Raw genomic sequence first — 16352 nt, 5'->3', positions numbered from 1 at the left:
TCGGCCAGTGTAATCGCTCATCGTGACCGAATCTTGATTAAGCAGCGCCAGCCGCGAACCACGGGAAATGGCCGACCGTCCGAGCACCACGGTCGGCACATCCTTGCGATGCTGGTCCGAAACATAGATGATGGCTGTTTAAAGCGGGCTATCAACTGCGAAACTATGAACATCCGGCAACTTGAAGCATTCCGCACGACTATGATGGTCGGCACTGTAAACGGTGCTGCGGACTTACTGGGGCTATCTCAGCCATCGGTGAGTCGCTTGATCACCGAGCTCGAAAAGGAGCTCGGCGTGACATTGTTCAACCGCGCTGCTGGCAGGCTGGTGCCGACGCCTGAAGGAAGGATGATCCACGAGCAAGTAGAGAACACATTCCGTGCGTACCAAAGGATCGGGGAACTTGCCGCTGATGTGAGGAAACTCCGCGTAGGCAGCATCTCGATCGCATGCATGCCGGCGCTAGGAATAACTTTTTTGCCCGCGGTCATAGCCCGTTTTTGTGAAGCTCATCCAGACGTTGATATCTCACTGGATGTTCAAAGCTCCACGAAGGTGGAGGACTGGATTGCGACGGAAGGAATCGATCTTGGTCTTGCAGAAGTGCCTTACGACCGCGAAGACCTTTCAGTAGACGAATTCTGTAATGTTCCCTACTACGCCGTTATGAAGAAGGGGGACCAGCTTGCGCAAAAGTCGATGCTTTCGCCGGAGGATTTCGAAGGGCGTACGTTTATCTCCACCACGGCGCACTATCAAGCCCGGCCGCATGTTGATCGCCTTTTCGAATCGCGAGACATACACCGTGTCATGCGAATCGATACCTCATTCTCGCACTCGACATGTGAGTTGGCCGCATTGGGAATGGGTGTCGGTTTTATCGATCCTTTCAGTGTTCACGGGTACCTTGATCGGGTCGATGTTCGTCTCGTAGACCCTTGCATTACCTTCAGGGTTGGACTGCTATACCCAAGATCTCGCCCGTTGTCGAAAGTAGGACGAACATTTGTTTCATTTATGAAGGAGTGTCGTGACCGATGGTTGGCTGAGGTGGCCGCAGCATGTAGGCCTCATGTATGACTCCGCAAAGACCTTCTAACCCTGCAGTGAAACCGGCGGTGTCAATTGATTTTCCGAGTACGTAGGATTCGGGCGTGACTGCTGAGACGTCCTTCTCAAAGGTTGCATCCATTTTTTGATTTGAATAAACCGTTATCGAGCTTTGGTTATGGGTATAAAAACAATTCGCATCACTGATTTTCCAATCCATTCGCAGTTCGTCGAGTGCTGGTCACCTCGCGCCTTCACTTTGGATGCTATCGATGAGCATGCCCTTCTCACTATTCTCGAAGCCGCCCGTTGGGCTCCTTCCTCTTATAACTCTCAGCCCTGGCGGTTTGTTTACGCCCGTCGTGAAACAGATCAATGGGTCTCGTTTCTTTCGTTTTTGAACGAATTCAACCGATCCTGGGCAGTCCGTGCCGCCGCGATCGTTGTGATTTTGTCAAAACAGACGTTTCGGCTCCCTGGGAGAGTTGAGGAATTTTCGTTACCTACGCATTCATTTGATGCCGGAGTTGCTTGGGCATTTCTTGCGTTACAAGCTAGCCTCCTAGGGTGGGGCGCCCATGCTCTTGCAGGGATCAACAGGGACCTCATCCGTAGCGACCTAAGCATTCCAGACGATTTTTCAATCGAAGTCTGTGTAGCACTGGGCCAATCTGGGGATGCTGCGCTACTTCCGCATTTTCTCCAGGCAAAGGAGGTGCCGAGTAACCGTCGACCACTGGTCGACATGGCGGGGGAAGGACGTTTTGTTGACGGAACATAACTGTTTTAGAAACGCCATTTTCCGTCATGCCTGCGCGCTCGTCGGGCCATGTGAGTTTGCATGCGGCGGCGTGCAGGCCTGCTGTCAGCTGCTAAGCACGAAGGTGCCAGCGAGGGGCGCACGCGCCAACTCATACGCGTTGCCTTATGATATGCCCAACGTAAGAGCGTTTTTACTAGGAGAAACTGTGGAACAGTTGAATTTTCAACGGATTTGTAAGATCGACCCGACCCAGCTGCAGGAGAATTTGACCTATCCGGCTGACGAAATGCTTATCACTGGTAAGCCGAAGAGAATCAGCCGTCCTTTGGTGGACTTTGAACCATCACGTCCGGGTGTCGGTTTCTGGGAGGCAGAGGTTGGCGCCTGGAAGTTCGTCTATCCATCAAACCGAAACGAGATCTTCCACGTCCTGGAGGGTACCTTCTCGCTCGAGAGCGAAACCACACCGCAGACTGAATTCTCTAAGGGCGACACGGGCGTTATCCCCGCCGGCTACTCAGGAACCTTGAGAGTCACCGAGGCAGTGCGAAAAATATACGTGCTTCTCACCTGAGAAGTGTCACCAACGACGTCGAAAGTTGACTCGCGAAGCGTCTTCGCAAAGTCCCGTTGAGCTGCACTATGATAGAAGGTAGTTAAATGACCTATTCAAATACCAAGCTTTTCATTAACGGAAGTTGGTGTGATGCACTTGATGGAGCGACCATCAATGTGATCAGCCCTTCGACCGGCGAAAGGATTGGCGTGGTCGCCTGCGCGGCAAAGGAGGACCTTGAACGTGCTGCATCCGCTTCAGAAGCGGGTTTCGCTGAATGGCGCAACGTCGCAGCGGTTGAAAGAGCGAGGATGATGAGAGGCGCGGCAATGCTCCTGCGGGAGCGCGTCGAGACCATTGCTTCCCTCCTAACGCAAGAGCAGGGAAAGCCGCTTGGTGAAGCGCGGGCGGAAGTCTTGTCGGCGTCAGAGATCATCGAATGGTTCGCAGATGAAGGCTTGCGCGTCTATGGACGCGTCGTTCCATCGCGAAGTCAGAATGTTCAACAACTGGTGCTGAAGGAACCGGTCGGACCGGTCGTAGCCTTTACGCCCTGGAACTTTCCGGTTAATCAGATCGTTCGGAAACTATCGGCCGCGCTTACCACGGGCTGCTCTTTCATTGTGAAAGCGCCCGAAGAGACGCCCGCCTCGCCGGCGTCGCTTATTCGGGCATTTGCGGACGCTGGCGTTCCTCGGGGCGTTTTAGGCCTGGTCTTCGGGAATCCTGCGGAAGTTTCTGAGTTTCTTGTTTCTCATCCAGCAGTTCGAAAGGTCACGTTCACAGGATCAACGGCTATCGGCAAGCAACTGGCCAGTCTGGCCGGCCGACATATGAAACGGACGACGATGGAGCTGGGCGGTCATGCGCCGGTGATCATCGCTGCAGACGCTGACGTCGAGGAAGCTGCGAAAGTTTTAGGTGCCGTAAAATTCAGAAACGCGGGACAGGTCTGCATTTCGCCCACGCGATTCCTCGTCCATAACAGCTTGCGCGGATCGTTCGAGGCTGCGATGGTCGCCTATGCCGAACAGTTGCAAGTAGGTGACGGTCTCGAAAAAAGCACGTCGCTAGGGCCATTGGCAAATAAGCGTCGCTTGGCGGCCATAAAAGAGGTCGTGAGCAACGCACGTGAGTCTGGAGCCAAGTTGTTGACGGGTGGAAACCGGATCGGCGATCGAGGCAATTTTTTCGCGCCTACGGTGCTTTCCGATGTGCCATTAACCGCCGCAATCTTCAATGAGGAGCCTTTTGGCCCTGTCGCTGCGATACGAGGATTCGATGATCTCGACGAAGCAATATCAGAAGCGAACAGGCTTCCCTATGGACTTGCGGGATACGCATTCACGAATTGCGTGAAGAGCGTACATCAGCTTTCGCAACGTTTGAATGTCGGAATGCTATGGATTAATCAGGGCGCTACGCCGTGGCCTGAAATGCCGTTTGGCGGCGTCGGGGATTCCGGTTACGGTTCGGAAGGCGGTTGCGAGGCGTTGGAACCTTACTTGGTTACCAAAGCCGTCACGATCAAAAGCTGATCACCGCCGTAGAGGTCGTGAGCCCTTCGCAGAATGTAAGGCCCGTAGGCCAAGGCAAACCATCAAACGGCGTTGTCACGTTAAGGTATACGAGACGCAAGAGCGCACAGGAGGTAGATTTGCTCAGAAATTGGACGGATCCTGGGTGAGCCCAGTGAAGCGATGCCAGCCGGCAAAGCGTGCGGCGAGCTGTTTGCGATAGAGTGAGGCACGCAGTAAATGTCGCTTGAGCGCGAAGTGCTGGCGAATCGGACCGAAGCTCGATAAGAACGCTTGTGTGCGACCAGGATCGCGGAAACCACGCATCCGGCGTTCGCGCTCACGCGTAGGCTGATGGCTGTTTTCGGCACGGTTGTTCACCCGGGCCGCAGCCTTGACGAAGACGTGTTGGATGTTTGCCAGTTCGGGAATTTCGGCCTTCGCGGCCGGATAGCTGCGCAATTGATCGGTGACAATCCTTCGTGGCGCGTCGGCACAGGCGGCCAGCACGCGGTTGAAGAAGCGCTTTGCTGCGGCCTTATCGCGATGTTTCTGCAGCAGGATGTCGAGTTCGGCGCCGTGCTGGTCGACTGCCCGCCAGAGCAGATAAGGCTCACCGCGCAACGTAACGAAGACTTCGTCCAGATGCCATGTGCGCCCAGGCTTGCGGCGAGCAGCCTTGACGCGATGTGCGAAGCCCGCGCCGAATTGTCGCACCAGCGGCGGATCGTCTCGTAACTGACAACGACACCGCGCTCGAACAGCAGTTCTTCAATATCACGCAGGCCAAGTTGGAACCGGAAATACCACCGAACCGCGAGACTAATGATTGCCGCCGGGAACCGGTGGCCGTGACAAAGCGATTTTCTTTTCTTCATCGTGACATCTTACGTGACTACCTCGCCAACGTGACAGTGCCCCCGTCATCCCACCGCCAGCTCACGCTGTCGGACACGGCGAGGAGCGAACCCGCAGGCATGACCAGATCGTCAGATACATCGAGGACAAAGGCATCTATGCATTTCACAAGAAATACGGCTACGGTGTGCGCTCGCTGGTCGAGGCGCAGATCTCGCGCATCAAGCGCTGCATCGGCGAGCGCCCTGCTGACGCAGGAGCTTGCGTCGCAGGAAGGCGATGGCGTAATCATCGCCAACCTGCTGAACCGGTGGAACGCCTTCAAACCGGTTTGCGTCAAAAAGGCATAGTCGCGTCCATAGCACGGGAACTCGTACCCATCCGGACAAAGCCACTCGCCGAGCTGCTATCCGGCTATGGCTGCAAATTTCAAGTCAATTTCTCGTGAACACTTAGAGCGTGTTAGGAACTTCGATTGAGACCTGGTATCCTGGCGGGATGAAAACAACGGACCGCAAAGGGTATCCGACTGATGTGTCGGATGAGGAATGGAGTTTCGCGGCGCCGTATCTGACGCTGATGGACGTTGACGCGCCCCAGCGCAAATACGAACTGCGCGACATGTTTGATGCATTGCGCTGGATGGCTCGTGCCGGCGCGCCGTGGAGGATGCTGCCCAATGATTTCCCGCCGTGGGAGCTGGTGTATCAGCAGACTCAACGCTGGTTGCAGGCTGGCTGCTTTGAGAGCATGGTGAGTGACCTGCGCTCGGTGATACGCGTGGCACAGGGCCGTCGGGGACAGCCCAGCGCGGTCATCCTCGATGGCCGCACGATACAGTCGACCTGCGAGAGCGGCCCGCGTGCGGGTTATGACGGTTATAAGCGCAAGCGCGGTAGTAAGGTACATATTGCAGTAGACACGTTGGGACAGTTGCTGGCGGTGCACGTGACCCCAGCCAATGAACAGGAGCGCGCACAGGTAGCGGAGCTTGCGCGGCAGGTCCAGCAGGTAACGGGACGAACGGTCAAGGTGGCATTTGCCGATCAGGGATACACGGGCAAAGAGCCAGCGCAGGCTGCGTTCGACGAGGGCATTGACCTTCAGGCGATCAAACTCGAAGAAACGAAAGGGTTTCGTTCTGCTCCCCCGCCGGTGGGTGGTCGAGCGCAGCTTTGGCTGGCTCAACCGTTTCCGGCGTCTCGCACGTGACTATGAACGGCTCCCCGAAACTCTCGCTGGGCTTCATTTCGTCTTCGCAATGCTCATGCTTGTCCACGCCGTGTCAGTACTTCAAAGTTCCTAACACGCTACAAGGGCTTCCCCGTTGAGCACAAGCTCAATCGAGGTTCGCTGTTGATACATGCTGCAATGCCGCGCTGGTGCGTGTGAGAAGGTGAAGGACTGCGGTTCTACAACCGGTCATGTTGGACCAATGGTCCGGACCCTGATGAAAGACGCGCGCAGAGGCCTCATTCTCTAGCCGGGAATGGATATCCCCGCCGTGTTATTCAGGTACGCTCCGCGCGGGTCCAACCCGCTTCACATCACCGCTGGCAGTGCAAAGTGATCGTTTCTATGTGCTCATGATGTCTGCGCCCGTTTCCCGTTGCAGGTTGGCCGACAGCCTCGAATCGGAGTCAGTCTGCCACTGGTTCGAGCTTGAAGTCATCACCATATTTCAGCACAGCCCACGCCAATCTCGCGTTCTTTGCGGCTATCGCGATGGCTGCCCGCCAGTAGCCCCGGCGCTCGACTAGGGTTCGGGCCCATCGGCTGAAGCGATCCTGTTTCTCGCCGAGGTTAGCAATGACAGCGCGGGCACCGTTGACCAGCAGGCCGCGCAGATAGGCGTCACCTGCTTTCGTAATGCTGCCCAGCCGCGCCTTACCGCCGCTGCTATATTGACCGGGCGTAAGTCCGATCCAGGCTGCCACCTGTCGGCCGTTTCTGAAGTCGTGCCCGGCACCAATACTGGCGAGCAGCGCACTTGCCGTGGTTGGGCCGATGCCGCGCAACTGCATCAGCCTCTTGCTACGCGCGTCCTCACGCGCGATCTCAGCGATCGCACGGTCGTATTCGAGCAGGCGATCCTCGATATGGCCGGCATGCTCAAGCAGATCGCTGATACTGCGCTTTGCCCAGCCAGGCAATGTGTCCAGATGTTCCGTGATGTACCTGCGCAATTTGTCCGGGCTCTGTGGCAGCACCACGCCGAATTCCCAGAGCAGGCCTCGCAACCGGTTGTAGGTCGCTGTCCTCTCTTCGACGAAACCTTGTCGTGTCCGATGCAGGCAAAGCGTTGCCTGCTGATGTTCGTCCTTCAGCGGCACAAAACGCATGCTCGGGCGCGTCACCGCTTCGCAGATTGCAGCAGCATCCGCCGCGTCGTTCTTGCCGCGCTTGCCCGACATGCGATAAGGCGCGACAAGATTGGGCGCCATGAGCTTGACCGTATGGCCGTGCCGCTGGAACATGCGGGCCCAGTGATGCGCGCCGGAGCACGCTTCCATGCCAATGAGGCACGCAGGCAACTGTGCGATCAACGTCGCCAGCTGATCGCGCGGAACACGCGGCTTGATCAGCATCGCCTTACCGGTCTCGTCCACACCGTGAACGGCAAATACATTCTTGGCAAGATCGATTCCGACAGTGATAATAGCCATGGACTTCCCCTCTCGCTGGTGTCGATGAACGTTCGCAACTTCATCCTGGCACATTGATGCCGACTCGCGGCTTCCGCCGCAGCCTCGGGACGGGGAAGTCCCTTTCATTCTCTAGCAGGATGCGGAAATACCCCCGCCCGGAATCGGCCTTCCACGATTTGAGCGCCCACCGTCGCTAAATCTTTCGCATTGTGCAATTTCAACGCGCATCAACCTTTTTAAAGCACTGTGAGGCCGGCTTCTGGCCTCATTGCCGCCTTTTCCAGCCACTATGGGCGGATTTGTGCCAGGGGTCGCATGCGCACGAGGTTATAGGCCGTCATGTTCAACACGAACATCTGGTCCACCTTCTTCAAGCCGCGCACCATCACCTGGCGCATGCGCCCTACGGTCTTGGCCCAGCCGAAACCTTGTTCGATCAACTTCCGCTTTTGCTGCGAAATGGCGTAGCCCGCGCTCGAGGCAATCGTATCGGGCACTGCCGAACGTCGCCCCGAGGTGTTTTGCGCAACGTGCGGTGTGACCTTCATCTGTTGGCACGCCTCGATGAATTCCTGAGCGTCGTAACCCTTGTCTGCACCCAACGTAATTTCTACGTTCGGATCCTCTGCCGCTTGCCGCGCGTCGTGGATCATGATCTTGGCGGCTTCACGCTCTGCATGCCCGTCGGCGCGTGTCACGCGCGCATTGACCACCAGGCCGTGCCGGTTATCGGTCAGCGTATGGCCCATGTACCGCAATTCGCTGGCCGTTTTGCCTTTGCGATAGAGCTGCGCATCTGGATCGGTCCTCGACTGATGTGTCTCGTTGCTGCGTTTCTCGCCCTTGAAGTCGCCCGCGCCGCTACCATCGTTGTCCTGATCGTCACCGTTCTTGCGTGCGAAGCTCTTGTGTCCGGCCCACGCCTGGATCAACGTGCCGTCCACGCTGAAATGCTCCCCCGAGAGCAGGCACTTCTTCTCGGCGATGGCCACTACGGCGTTGAAGAATTCGATCACGGCATCGTGCTTGATCAGACGCTCCCGGTTCTTCGTGAAGACCGTGGGCACCCACACCTCGTCATCCATGGCCAGGCCGATGAACCAGCGAAACAGCAGGTTGTACTGCACCTGCTCCATGAGTTGGCGCTCCGAGCGGATGCTGTAAAGGATCTGGATCAGCATGGCTCGCAGCAACTTCTCTGGCGCGATGCTCGGCCGTCCACCCTTTATGTCAGCTTCGTACATCCCCGCGAACAGTCGATCCATCTTCGCCAGCGCTTCGTTCGCCATCACGCGGATCGAACGCAACGGATGCGACTTGGGCACGAAGTCGTCCAGCTTGCGTACGGAAAACAAACTCTCGGTGAACGTGTCGGCGCCGCGCATGATCTCCAGTGGGCAAGTGGTGGTTCATCTATCAACGCTTCACGAACTCTGCGCGATGACGTGTTTCAGCGGTACTTCAGCAACCTGCTAGTCGGCGCGAAGTGCAGGCGGAAAGCTTCACCCACGATGAATCTGCCTGTGTTTACGCCGGGCTCCAGTTATTCAACGGCTTGTTCAGCGTTGCCCTAAGGTTCAATGCGCCCGATGACAGTGTGGGGGCCGGTCATCCGGCGTGCTGGATAAACTCCGCCACGCTCATGCCTCGGGGCACGTGCTCCGATAGAAGCCGGTTGACAATTTGCTCGAACCGGCGCTGCGCGTGCACGTCGTCCCGGTACGGCTGGGCCTGCACGATCAGGGCCGCAGCCACGAACGCCGCATAGAGAATGTTCTGCGCTTCGCGTGGTGTCATGCGTCCTCTGCCATCGGATGAGCGCAGAATCTCATGCTGCACCGCCCTACCAGCCGCTCGTCGCGGGCATCCGCGCAGCGGCGGTTCAGCATCCTGCGAACCAGATACCGGTCAAGCAGGGCCCGCGCATTGGTCAGCCCGTAACCAAAACGCAGCACGTTCTCGATGTCTATGAAGTCGGCGTAGCGGCCCGAGTCGGCCAGCCAGCATGCTTCCTCAAGGATGGCCGCTTCCCCCGGCGAAGGCGGCGCACCGCCGTCCTCTTCCGTCATCACACCATTCATGTCCATGTCGTCACCAGATCGTTGATGGATGCCTCCGGACGCGGCATCGAGAGTTTGTCCGACGCAAGTGCGTCGGACACCGGCTGGTATCACCTGACGTGCCTACGCTTATTGATTACGCGTCACGCCATTTCGCGCATGATGGCATGCGAGCCAACGTGCATCGTTGCGAAGCGATGTCTGGCGAATGATCCAAGGCGGGCGGTCTACGCTGACGAACGATTGTCGAAGCCGTCCTCTGGATCGCCTTCCTTGCCCGGCAAGCGTTTCATCGCTCAATAACGTTCGAATCATCTTGGCCTGCTCGCGCAAAAGACAAGATGTAAGCACATTTCATCGAATGAAAACGGCCCCTAGATGCTGTGTGGAAGGGCTGCGTCAGGCGCGCCCGTTTGCGTGCTCCTTCGGAGAAAACGAGTGTGCAAATCCCGTTTTACTCCAGTCGGGCTTACTGCCGCTGCCCTCCCACATAGCATCTAGGTGGCATCGAAGTCATGCACATGATCGTCAAGGGGAAATTGAACGATGGCGGCGTTTGGCAAACTCCCGCACATCAGTTCTATTCGCTGGCTGGACAAGGAATCCATGCCATATCGGTCTTGACCGACCTCTCGATCTTACTGCGACAGAACCCGCTTGCATCCACGCCCCTGTCAGGCAATGCGCTCGCGTTTAATGTGCAGAAACCTGCCGCATTATGATCTCCGTCATCCGCTCGATATGCATTAGCAATTCGGGCACCGCCGTCGCCTCCCAAAAGCGTCTTCTAAGCGCAGGGCCAATATAAAACAGAGACGGATTCGTACAGCTATCGACTCGAACCACGCGGTAAGACTCATCAACACACAACCCCGCCCAGTCAAATTTTGCAATCCCGTCGCGCCGTAACTGATCAAAAAGAGAATCACACGCGTGTGCTATAGGCCGGTGTATGCAATCTGCATGCGGTTCTGTATCTGACGCCGTAGCTCGATGAGCTGGAGCCATCCCGACACCGGTGCAATTCACGAAATACGATGCGTGCACAACGCGCGAGCCCGTTGCTGCGCGCGGGCGAATAGCCAGCAGCAGCCCGTCGCCATGTGCGCTGATTGTCTCGATTCGCCCCCCCATAAGCGAGAGACGCCCACTCATCCTGAGTGACGCGACAAGCGCTGCCGTGGAAGCTGGCTGTCGGTGACGATGTGTGTCCCAGTAAGGCGCAATATGGCGCACGAAAGCGCGCCGGTCGGCCTCAGACCAGTTTGACCAGATCTGCGGTACCGCTGGACGCAGGCTATCGATCACCTCGCGCCAGTCACCGCCTCTCGCGCGATGTTCAGCAATGACTTTGCGTACGACGGTGATGCAATGCCTGGGGCCGGCGGCCAGTTGATCGAGAAGCGACCGCCGCGCTTGTGGCTGAAGTCTCGGCGGTGACTGGCAGTGGTGTTGAGGCAACAAACCACGGCGGGACATAAGCGTGAAGCGCAACTTTTCGCTGCGCCGGTGCAGCGCGTAAACAACGTCGAGTGCCGTCAGACCAGACCCGCACATGAAGAAATGGCTGTCATCCGGCACGGTCCGCAGTTTAACTGCGTCCCAGGGATTCGCGAGGAAACGTTGATCGAGTGAAGCGCCACCGGTCGCTGCAACAGTGATGGAGCGGCGGCCATCGCTGTGCCCGGTCGCAAGGACGACGTGATCGGCAGAAATCTCCACACCCGTGTGCAAATGAACCTTCGTTCGGCCATCCTCGACGGGCTTCAGCGCGACGGCGTATCCGTCATGTTGAGAAAACTGATGCTTCCCGCGGTTTTCGACGGCTTGTTTTAGCAGATGTGCAAGATAATCACCGTACCACGCACGTGGCAGGAAATCATCGGGTTCGGCAGGACGGCCCCGCTGTCGGCAATAATCGACAAAGCCGTTGCCGTTGTCCCGCTCAACACTGAGGGTCCGTGCGGGGGCGTTCAGGAGCCACCCCTCTTCGTCTGACCGATAAGCAATACCGCGCGAAACGCTATAGCTGTCATCGACCAGTGCGATCGACAGGGGCTCTGCGGTTTGATCCGACAGTAGCCATGTGGCCGTCATCGTCCCGCAAAAGCCAGCACCCACTATCACGATCGATACAGTCATTGCCACGGCTCCGATGGTTGTTCGTATCCGCTCACGCAGAAAATTAATTTTGACGTTCAGATGGATACCCGCTCCGATAGAGTCGCTTGCATCGGGGCACGTCAGGAAAGCTCTCTTTCCGGCGCGGATAGTCGGAAGCTGTGCCGCGCGTCGCAGGAAGCGACTATGCGGCATTTCGCCCGAAGCTACAAAATCGATTGTTTGGATAACACTGATTCGCATCGCAAATGAATGGGTTCGGGACGGATGGGTGTGTCGTCTGGAGGGTGCCGTTCAAACCCAGTAGCGCACCTATTTCGCGTAGACCGCGCCACACCTCAATGGCATCGCAGCGCTGTCCACGAACCCTCAAACAGTGGGGCCGGCTAACGGGGCGTCAACAATACTCCGCAAATTGAGGCTCGGATAGTTGGGGCTATCCGGGCCGTCATTTCGGGACAGCGGCGGATGCGGGCGGTCGTATGCGTCACGGGCGCGGTCGACGTAACACGGCGGCGGAGCCGGGGAAGCGACGCCACCGTTTTTGGTTAGGCGGCCGGTCTCTATGCGCTGGTGTGATCGGTGGAGGACATAAGGGCCCGGTTCATGGTCCGCGTGCGCTCGTTCCCACGCCACGTCGGGTGTCCCGCGCCGTAGCGCTCCCCGCGACATCACGCCGCGGGCCACTTCTGAGCAGTTCTCCTTGCGAGAGCGTCAACTACGGTGTAAACTGACAACCGAAATGTCAACTCTTTACGTTTTCGCGCCCGCTGATCATGAATGGACGAATGGCCAATGCGCCGGTCTACTATGCCTTGCTGCAGGCGCAGTTCAACCCGATCCCGGCGATGGAAAAATACGCTGGGGAAGTGCAGGATCTGCTGCGCCGCGACGGGTATACGCTCTTTGAAGAGCAGGCGATACCGCAACTGGAGTTCGTCTTTGAAGCTAATGACGCACCGCCTGTCCCCAAAGTCGGGACCCTGAAGGTCTGGCGGATGACTACGGCAGACCGTACGTCCAGCTTTGTGCTCAGCCCGACGTTCATCGCCTTTCATACTACCCACTACGACACGCACCGACAGTTTTTGCCAACTGGATTGCGCGGGCTTGAACACGTTCACAAAGTTGTGGGTCTTGATCACGTGAGTCGCCTAGGTCTGCGGTACCTCGATGCTGTGCAGCCGCGCGAGGCAGAGACGGTCGATCAGTATCTTGCAGGCGGCCTGTGCGGCGTGCAGTTTGGCGCGGTTGAGCAATCAGCATCGAGCGAGCAGGTATTCGAGACGCAGCCGGGGGTTTTGGCTGACCGGGGCATCCTTGTGGCGAGGGTGCATCGCGCCGTGGCTCCGCTTGGATTTCCGCCGGACGTGGCACCGCACGGACTCGTGATTAAAGACCGGTTCGCGAAGCAGGAGCCGCAGCGTCATGCGGTCATCGACACGGACCATTTCGTTCAGGGGAGATTTCCGCTTGAATTCGCGTCGCTCGCGAGCCAGCTCGAGGCATTGCACCGAGACATCCGCCGGGCGTTTGAGGCGATCGTTACGCCTCGTGCCCTAAAGGCTTGGTCGTAAAACTAATCAGGAGACAGACATATGCAATCATTGCCAGCGATTGGCGCTGCGCAGCATTACCCGGTGATGCTGCGGCCGTTCATTGGGACGGGGTCTGCATATCCGCTTGAGAACGTAGACAGTTGGAGCGGGTACCTTTCACCTCGAACAGGGCTCTTTGTCAGCGATGACACGGCGGTGCGGTCGCCGCGCAGGCGCCCGCGCGCGGATATCCGGACGGCGAAGGAACATCTGGAAAATGTCCGCGCAGTGCTGAATCCCGCTATTGGCGATCTTGCGGTTCTCTTCGACGTGTCGCGCCAGGCGGTCTACAAGTGGCTGTCCGAAGAGTCGATGCCGGACGCTGACAAGCTCGTGCGCATCAGGACGTTGAGTCAGATCGCTGACGCGTTCAAGGCGGCAGGAGTCGCGCGTGCGTCGAGTCTCCTGAAAATGAAAGCGTTTGAAGATCGCTCACTGTTCGACATCCTGAAGGCCGGTGAGGACAGTTCGGCGACCGTGCAGACTTTGATTGAAGAGGCTCGGGCAATGGAACGGTCCTATGCACTCACGGGTCTGTCGAATACCGCGGCTCCAGCAACAGCAGACTGGCAATCGGATGTTTCGATTCCAGGTGCTGTCGAGGATCGCTGAGGGGGCGGGATGCCGGGACGTGACAGTGCTTGGCGGCAAGGCAGTCTCATGGTTGACGCTCATGCGTTGGGCCTCGGACTCGTGTTTGATGAAGGCGAACATCGCGTCGTTGTCATCTCGCACGACTGCGACCTCGCCAACGACAAGGAGCCCTCTGTCGAGTGCATCGTAGCGGACATCGTTGCGACAGTGGACCCAACGTTCGCTCGTGCCCGAAACGTACGCCGGCTTCATCTCTGCTACACCACCGGGGAAGGGCATACGCTCGTGCTTGAACTGCGTCACGATGCTCGAACGGTGGTCCATACGGCGATGTTCGATGCGATCGCTGCCGCTCCGGATGCGTCGGTCACACTGAATGCCGATGAGAAGAGGGCGCTCAAGCAATGGCTGGCCGCGCGGTATGGTCGTCCGGCTTTCCCGAACGCGTTCGAGAGTCGCCTTCGCCGAAAACATAAGGGCAAGACGGTTGAGCAACTGACCGGCAAGCTTCTCGAGCCATACAACGCCCATCTGGTGGGCGTTTTCTTTGACCTCGACGCCGCGCGATTTCAGGACCTCGACGGCGGTGAACCCTACGTTCTGCGCATTACCCTTGCATATGATGCTACAGAAGGCGGCCCCGTTGCGCGTGCCGCTGCCGAGAAGGCCGCGAGCGAGATTTCCGATCTGTTCACGAGCGTCTATGGCAAGCCCGAGGACGCTAAGGAAATTGCTCTCGAGAGTTGTGTCGCCGTCGCTGATACACGTCTCTCACTAGCAGATCTTCGAAAGATCGATCAGTGGCGACTTGAATACATCAGTTTGCGAACGGACCCGCCCGAAGGTTTTCTTCCTGTCGGCGAGACGCCTGCGTAGGGTACGACGCGACTCAGACCCGCAAAGTCAGCAACTGTGCAGATTTGCTGTTATATAAAGTGTGCAAAGCGCTACGCGGGGAAGCAATGACCAAGTTCTTTGAAGTGTTCGAGAAGGCAATTATTAGTTGCCTCGCGCCGGCAATTGTCGCGATGCTGACGCTTGCCGCCGTCTCGCAGGCCGAACTGGATTCGCACTTGCTTGATGCGGTTCAGCGTTATTTCTGGAGCATCCCCTTCCTCGGTGGATTTTTGTTTCTTCGATCCACAGCGGGGAAGCCACCCGTCTCCATCCGGGTGCGAAACGCATAATGGGCGTCATTTGGTTTGTCTGTGGCAGGCGACCACGCCAATTCTTTCGCCGGTCGAAGGGCTGATCACATTGATGGTCGCTCCATCAAGTGCGTCGTAAGCGCCCGGTTATCCCATCTTGAGTTGCGTTGAGAGTCTTGGGAGCATCGTGTCCACTTAAATAGGTGGACCGTGAACACTATTGACGAAGCAGCGGCACCAGGCCGTCGTCGCCGCCGGCGCTACAGCGTCGAGTTCAAGGCTCAGGTTGTGGCAGCTTGCCAGGGGCCCGGGGTGTCGCTCGCGGCGATCGCGTTGCACCACAAGCTGAACGCCAATCTGCTTCGACGTTGGGTCGAGCAGGCCGAAACGAACGATTGCGTGCTCGTGGCGCGTAGCGACCTGGCAGCGCCATTGGCAGCGGCGCCAGCGCCGGAATTTGTACCGCTGCCACTTGAGACGCGAAACACGCGCACAGCTGAGATTCGCGTCGAGGTGCGTCGCGCGGACCAATCGATAACGGTTAGCTGGCCAACCTCAGAGGCAGCGCAGTGCGCTGCCTGGCTGCGCGAGTGGCTTGCATGATCCGCATCGATCAGGTGTGGCTGGCAGTCGACCCGCTGGACATGCGGGCCGGCTTCGATACGGCGCTGGGTCGGGTGATCACCGTGTTCGGCGCCGCGCATCCGCACCATGCTTACCTTTTTGCCAACCGGCGGGCCAACCGCCTGAAGGTGCTGGTTCACGATGGGATTGGCATCTGGCTGGCTGCGCGACGGCTGAATCAGGGGCAGTTCGCGTGGCCGCGCGCTGGTAGCGAACCAAAGCAACATGCGCTCACGCAGGAACAACTTGCCGGTCTGGTGGTGGGTTTGCCATGGCAGCGCATCGGCGCGGACGGCGTGATCCGTGTCGTTTGAGGACGTTCGGGACGTATACGGTCGCGCTTTCGCGCTCTCCGGGGTTCTGGCAGACTCGTCTGCATGGACCTGCCCGCCGACCTCAACGCTCTTAGCCCGGAACAGCTGCGTGCGCTCGCCACGCAACTGATTGCGCGCGTCGAAGACAGAGACCGGGAGATTGAAGAGAAGACCCGGGAGGTCGGTGAGAAGGAGCGGGAATTACGCTACCGGCAGACCCGCATCGACCAGTTGACCCACGAGATATCGATTCTCAGACGCCATCAGTTCGGCAGGCGCAGCGAGCAGCTCAGCAGCGATCAGATGAATCTGCTGGATGAGGCGATTGACGCGGATCTCGCCGCCATTGAAGCTGAGCTCGAGCAACTTCAGCCGCAAGCCGCAGCCGAGCCGCTACCCCAGCAACCGAAGCGTGCAGCGCTGCCGGCGCAATTGCCGCGCACAGAGATTCGCCACGAGCCGCAGAGCACCGTATGCCAGTGTGGCTGCGAGCGCACG

The 16352-nt window shown here is 58.1% G+C and carries 18 protein-coding genes and 2 pseudogenes; 14 read left to right on the top strand and 6 right to left on the bottom strand.

Features of this window, described 5'->3' with window-relative positions; all coding sequences use genetic code 11:
- Positions 1-165: 165 nt before the first annotated feature.
- From G5S42_RS38580 to G5S42_RS38565, 4 genes are all read left to right on the top strand, one after another.
- Positions 166-1083 carry a LysR family transcriptional regulator gene (locus G5S42_RS38580; protein ID WP_176112043.1) on the top strand — a complete coding sequence of 306 codons (918 nt, stop codon included), beginning with the start codon at positions 166-168 and terminating at the stop codon, positions 1081-1083.
- A 148-nt stretch (positions 1084-1231) separates the two neighbouring features.
- Positions 1232-1834: a nitroreductase family protein gene (locus G5S42_RS38575; RefSeq protein ID WP_176112042.1), complete on the top strand. Its 603-nt coding sequence runs from the start codon at positions 1232-1234 to the stop codon at positions 1832-1834.
- 187 nt (positions 1835-2021) lie between these two features.
- Positions 2022-2390, top strand: coding sequence for a cupin domain-containing protein (locus G5S42_RS38570; protein ID WP_176112041.1), 369 nt, complete (start codon positions 2022-2024; stop codon positions 2388-2390).
- 86 nt (positions 2391-2476) lie between these two features.
- The gene (locus tag G5S42_RS38565) at positions 2477-3910 is read left to right on the top strand and encodes an NAD-dependent succinate-semialdehyde dehydrogenase (protein ID WP_176112040.1); all 1434 of its coding nucleotides are present in this window, start codon (positions 2477-2479) and stop codon (positions 3908-3910) included.
- 123 nt (positions 3911-4033) lie between these two features.
- On the opposite strand, the pseudogene G5S42_RS38560 reads toward G5S42_RS38565, so the two are convergent.
- Positions 4034-4767 (bottom strand): annotated as a pseudogene (locus G5S42_RS38560) (IS6 family transposase).
- 478 nt (positions 4768-5245) lie between these two features.
- Here G5S42_RS38560 and G5S42_RS38555 point away from each other — a divergent pair.
- A complete protein-coding gene (locus tag G5S42_RS38555; RefSeq protein WP_512885829.1) occupies positions 5246-5959 on the top strand; it encodes an IS5 family transposase in 714 nt (237 codons plus the stop codon).
- The gene (locus G5S42_RS46185) at positions 5907-6053 is read left to right on the top strand and encodes a transposase (protein ID WP_512885501.1); all 147 of its coding nucleotides are present in this window, start codon (positions 5907-5909) and stop codon (positions 6051-6053) included. The genes G5S42_RS38555 and G5S42_RS46185 overlap by 53 nt, the downstream gene beginning before the upstream one ends.
- A gap of 334 nt (positions 6054-6387) precedes the next feature.
- Here G5S42_RS46185 and G5S42_RS38550 read toward each other — a convergent pair whose 3' ends face one another.
- The 4 genes from G5S42_RS38550 to G5S42_RS38535 all read right to left on the bottom strand — a co-directional run bounded on the left by G5S42_RS38550 (position 6388) and on the right by G5S42_RS38535 (position 9476).
- Positions 6388-7413, bottom strand: a complete 1026-nt coding sequence (locus G5S42_RS38550; protein WP_176112039.1) for an IS110 family RNA-guided transposase — start codon at positions 7411-7413, stop codon at positions 6388-6390.
- Positions 7414-7682: 269 nt separating this feature from the next.
- On the bottom strand, positions 7683-8780 hold the full coding sequence (locus tag G5S42_RS38545) for an IS5 family transposase (RefSeq protein ID WP_176112038.1): 1098 nt from the start codon (positions 8778-8780) through the stop codon (positions 7683-7685).
- 223 nt (positions 8781-9003) lie between these two features.
- Positions 9004-9192: a hypothetical protein gene (locus G5S42_RS38540; RefSeq protein WP_176112037.1), complete on the bottom strand. Its 189-nt coding sequence runs from the start codon at positions 9190-9192 to the stop codon at positions 9004-9006.
- Positions 9189-9476, bottom strand: coding sequence for a hypothetical protein (locus G5S42_RS38535; protein ID WP_376777308.1), 288 nt, complete (start codon positions 9474-9476; stop codon positions 9189-9191). The genes G5S42_RS38540 and G5S42_RS38535 overlap by 4 nt, the downstream gene beginning before the upstream one ends.
- Before the next feature lie 476 nt (positions 9477-9952).
- Here G5S42_RS38535 and G5S42_RS38530 point away from each other — a divergent pair.
- Positions 9953-10048 (top strand): annotated as a pseudogene (locus G5S42_RS38530) (IS6 family transposase); the annotation flags it as partial.
- A gap of 100 nt (positions 10049-10148) precedes the next feature.
- Here G5S42_RS38530 and G5S42_RS38525 read toward each other — a convergent pair.
- Positions 10149-11597 (bottom strand): FAD/NAD(P)-binding protein, encoded by a 1449-nt coding sequence (locus tag G5S42_RS38525; protein ID WP_176112036.1) that lies wholly within the window; start codon positions 11595-11597, stop codon positions 10149-10151.
- 767 nt (positions 11598-12364) lie between these two features.
- On the opposite strand from G5S42_RS38525, the gene G5S42_RS38520 reads away from it, so the two are divergent.
- From G5S42_RS38520 to G5S42_RS38490, 7 genes are all read left to right on the top strand, one after another.
- Positions 12365-13153: a TIGR04255 family protein gene (locus G5S42_RS38520; RefSeq protein WP_176112035.1), complete on the top strand. Its 789-nt coding sequence runs from the start codon at positions 12365-12367 to the stop codon at positions 13151-13153.
- Positions 13154-13174: 21 nt separating this feature from the next.
- Positions 13175-13786, top strand: a complete 612-nt coding sequence (locus tag G5S42_RS38515; protein ID WP_176112034.1) for an XRE family transcriptional regulator — start codon at positions 13175-13177, stop codon at positions 13784-13786.
- A gap of 48 nt (positions 13787-13834) precedes the next feature.
- The gene (locus G5S42_RS38510; RefSeq protein ID WP_176112033.1) at positions 13835-14644 is read left to right on the top strand and encodes a hypothetical protein; all 810 of its coding nucleotides are present in this window, start codon (positions 13835-13837) and stop codon (positions 14642-14644) included.
- 86 nt (positions 14645-14730) lie between these two features.
- On the top strand, positions 14731-14955 hold the full coding sequence (locus G5S42_RS38505) for a hypothetical protein (RefSeq protein ID WP_176112032.1): 225 nt from the start codon (positions 14731-14733) through the stop codon (positions 14953-14955).
- A 171-nt stretch (positions 14956-15126) separates the two neighbouring features.
- A complete protein-coding gene (gene tnpA, locus G5S42_RS38500; protein ID WP_176112031.1) occupies positions 15127-15519 on the top strand; it encodes an IS66-like element accessory protein TnpA in 393 nt (130 codons plus the stop codon).
- Complete coding sequence (tnpB, locus tag G5S42_RS38495; RefSeq protein ID WP_176112030.1) at positions 15516-15854, top strand: IS66 family insertion sequence element accessory protein TnpB; 339 nt, start codon at positions 15516-15518, stop codon at positions 15852-15854. Before tnpA ends, tnpB begins: the two co-directional genes overlap by 4 nt.
- A gap of 63 nt (positions 15855-15917) precedes the next feature.
- The coding region (locus tag G5S42_RS38490) for an IS66 family transposase (protein WP_217710312.1) at positions 15918-16352 on the top strand (435 nt) is incomplete at its 3' end.

The sequence above is a fragment of the Paraburkholderia youngii genome (assembly GCF_013366925.1).
GTDB lineage: Bacteria > Pseudomonadota > Gammaproteobacteria > Burkholderiales > Burkholderiaceae > Paraburkholderia > Paraburkholderia youngii.
This window is presented reverse-complemented; position numbering and strand designations above follow the sequence as displayed.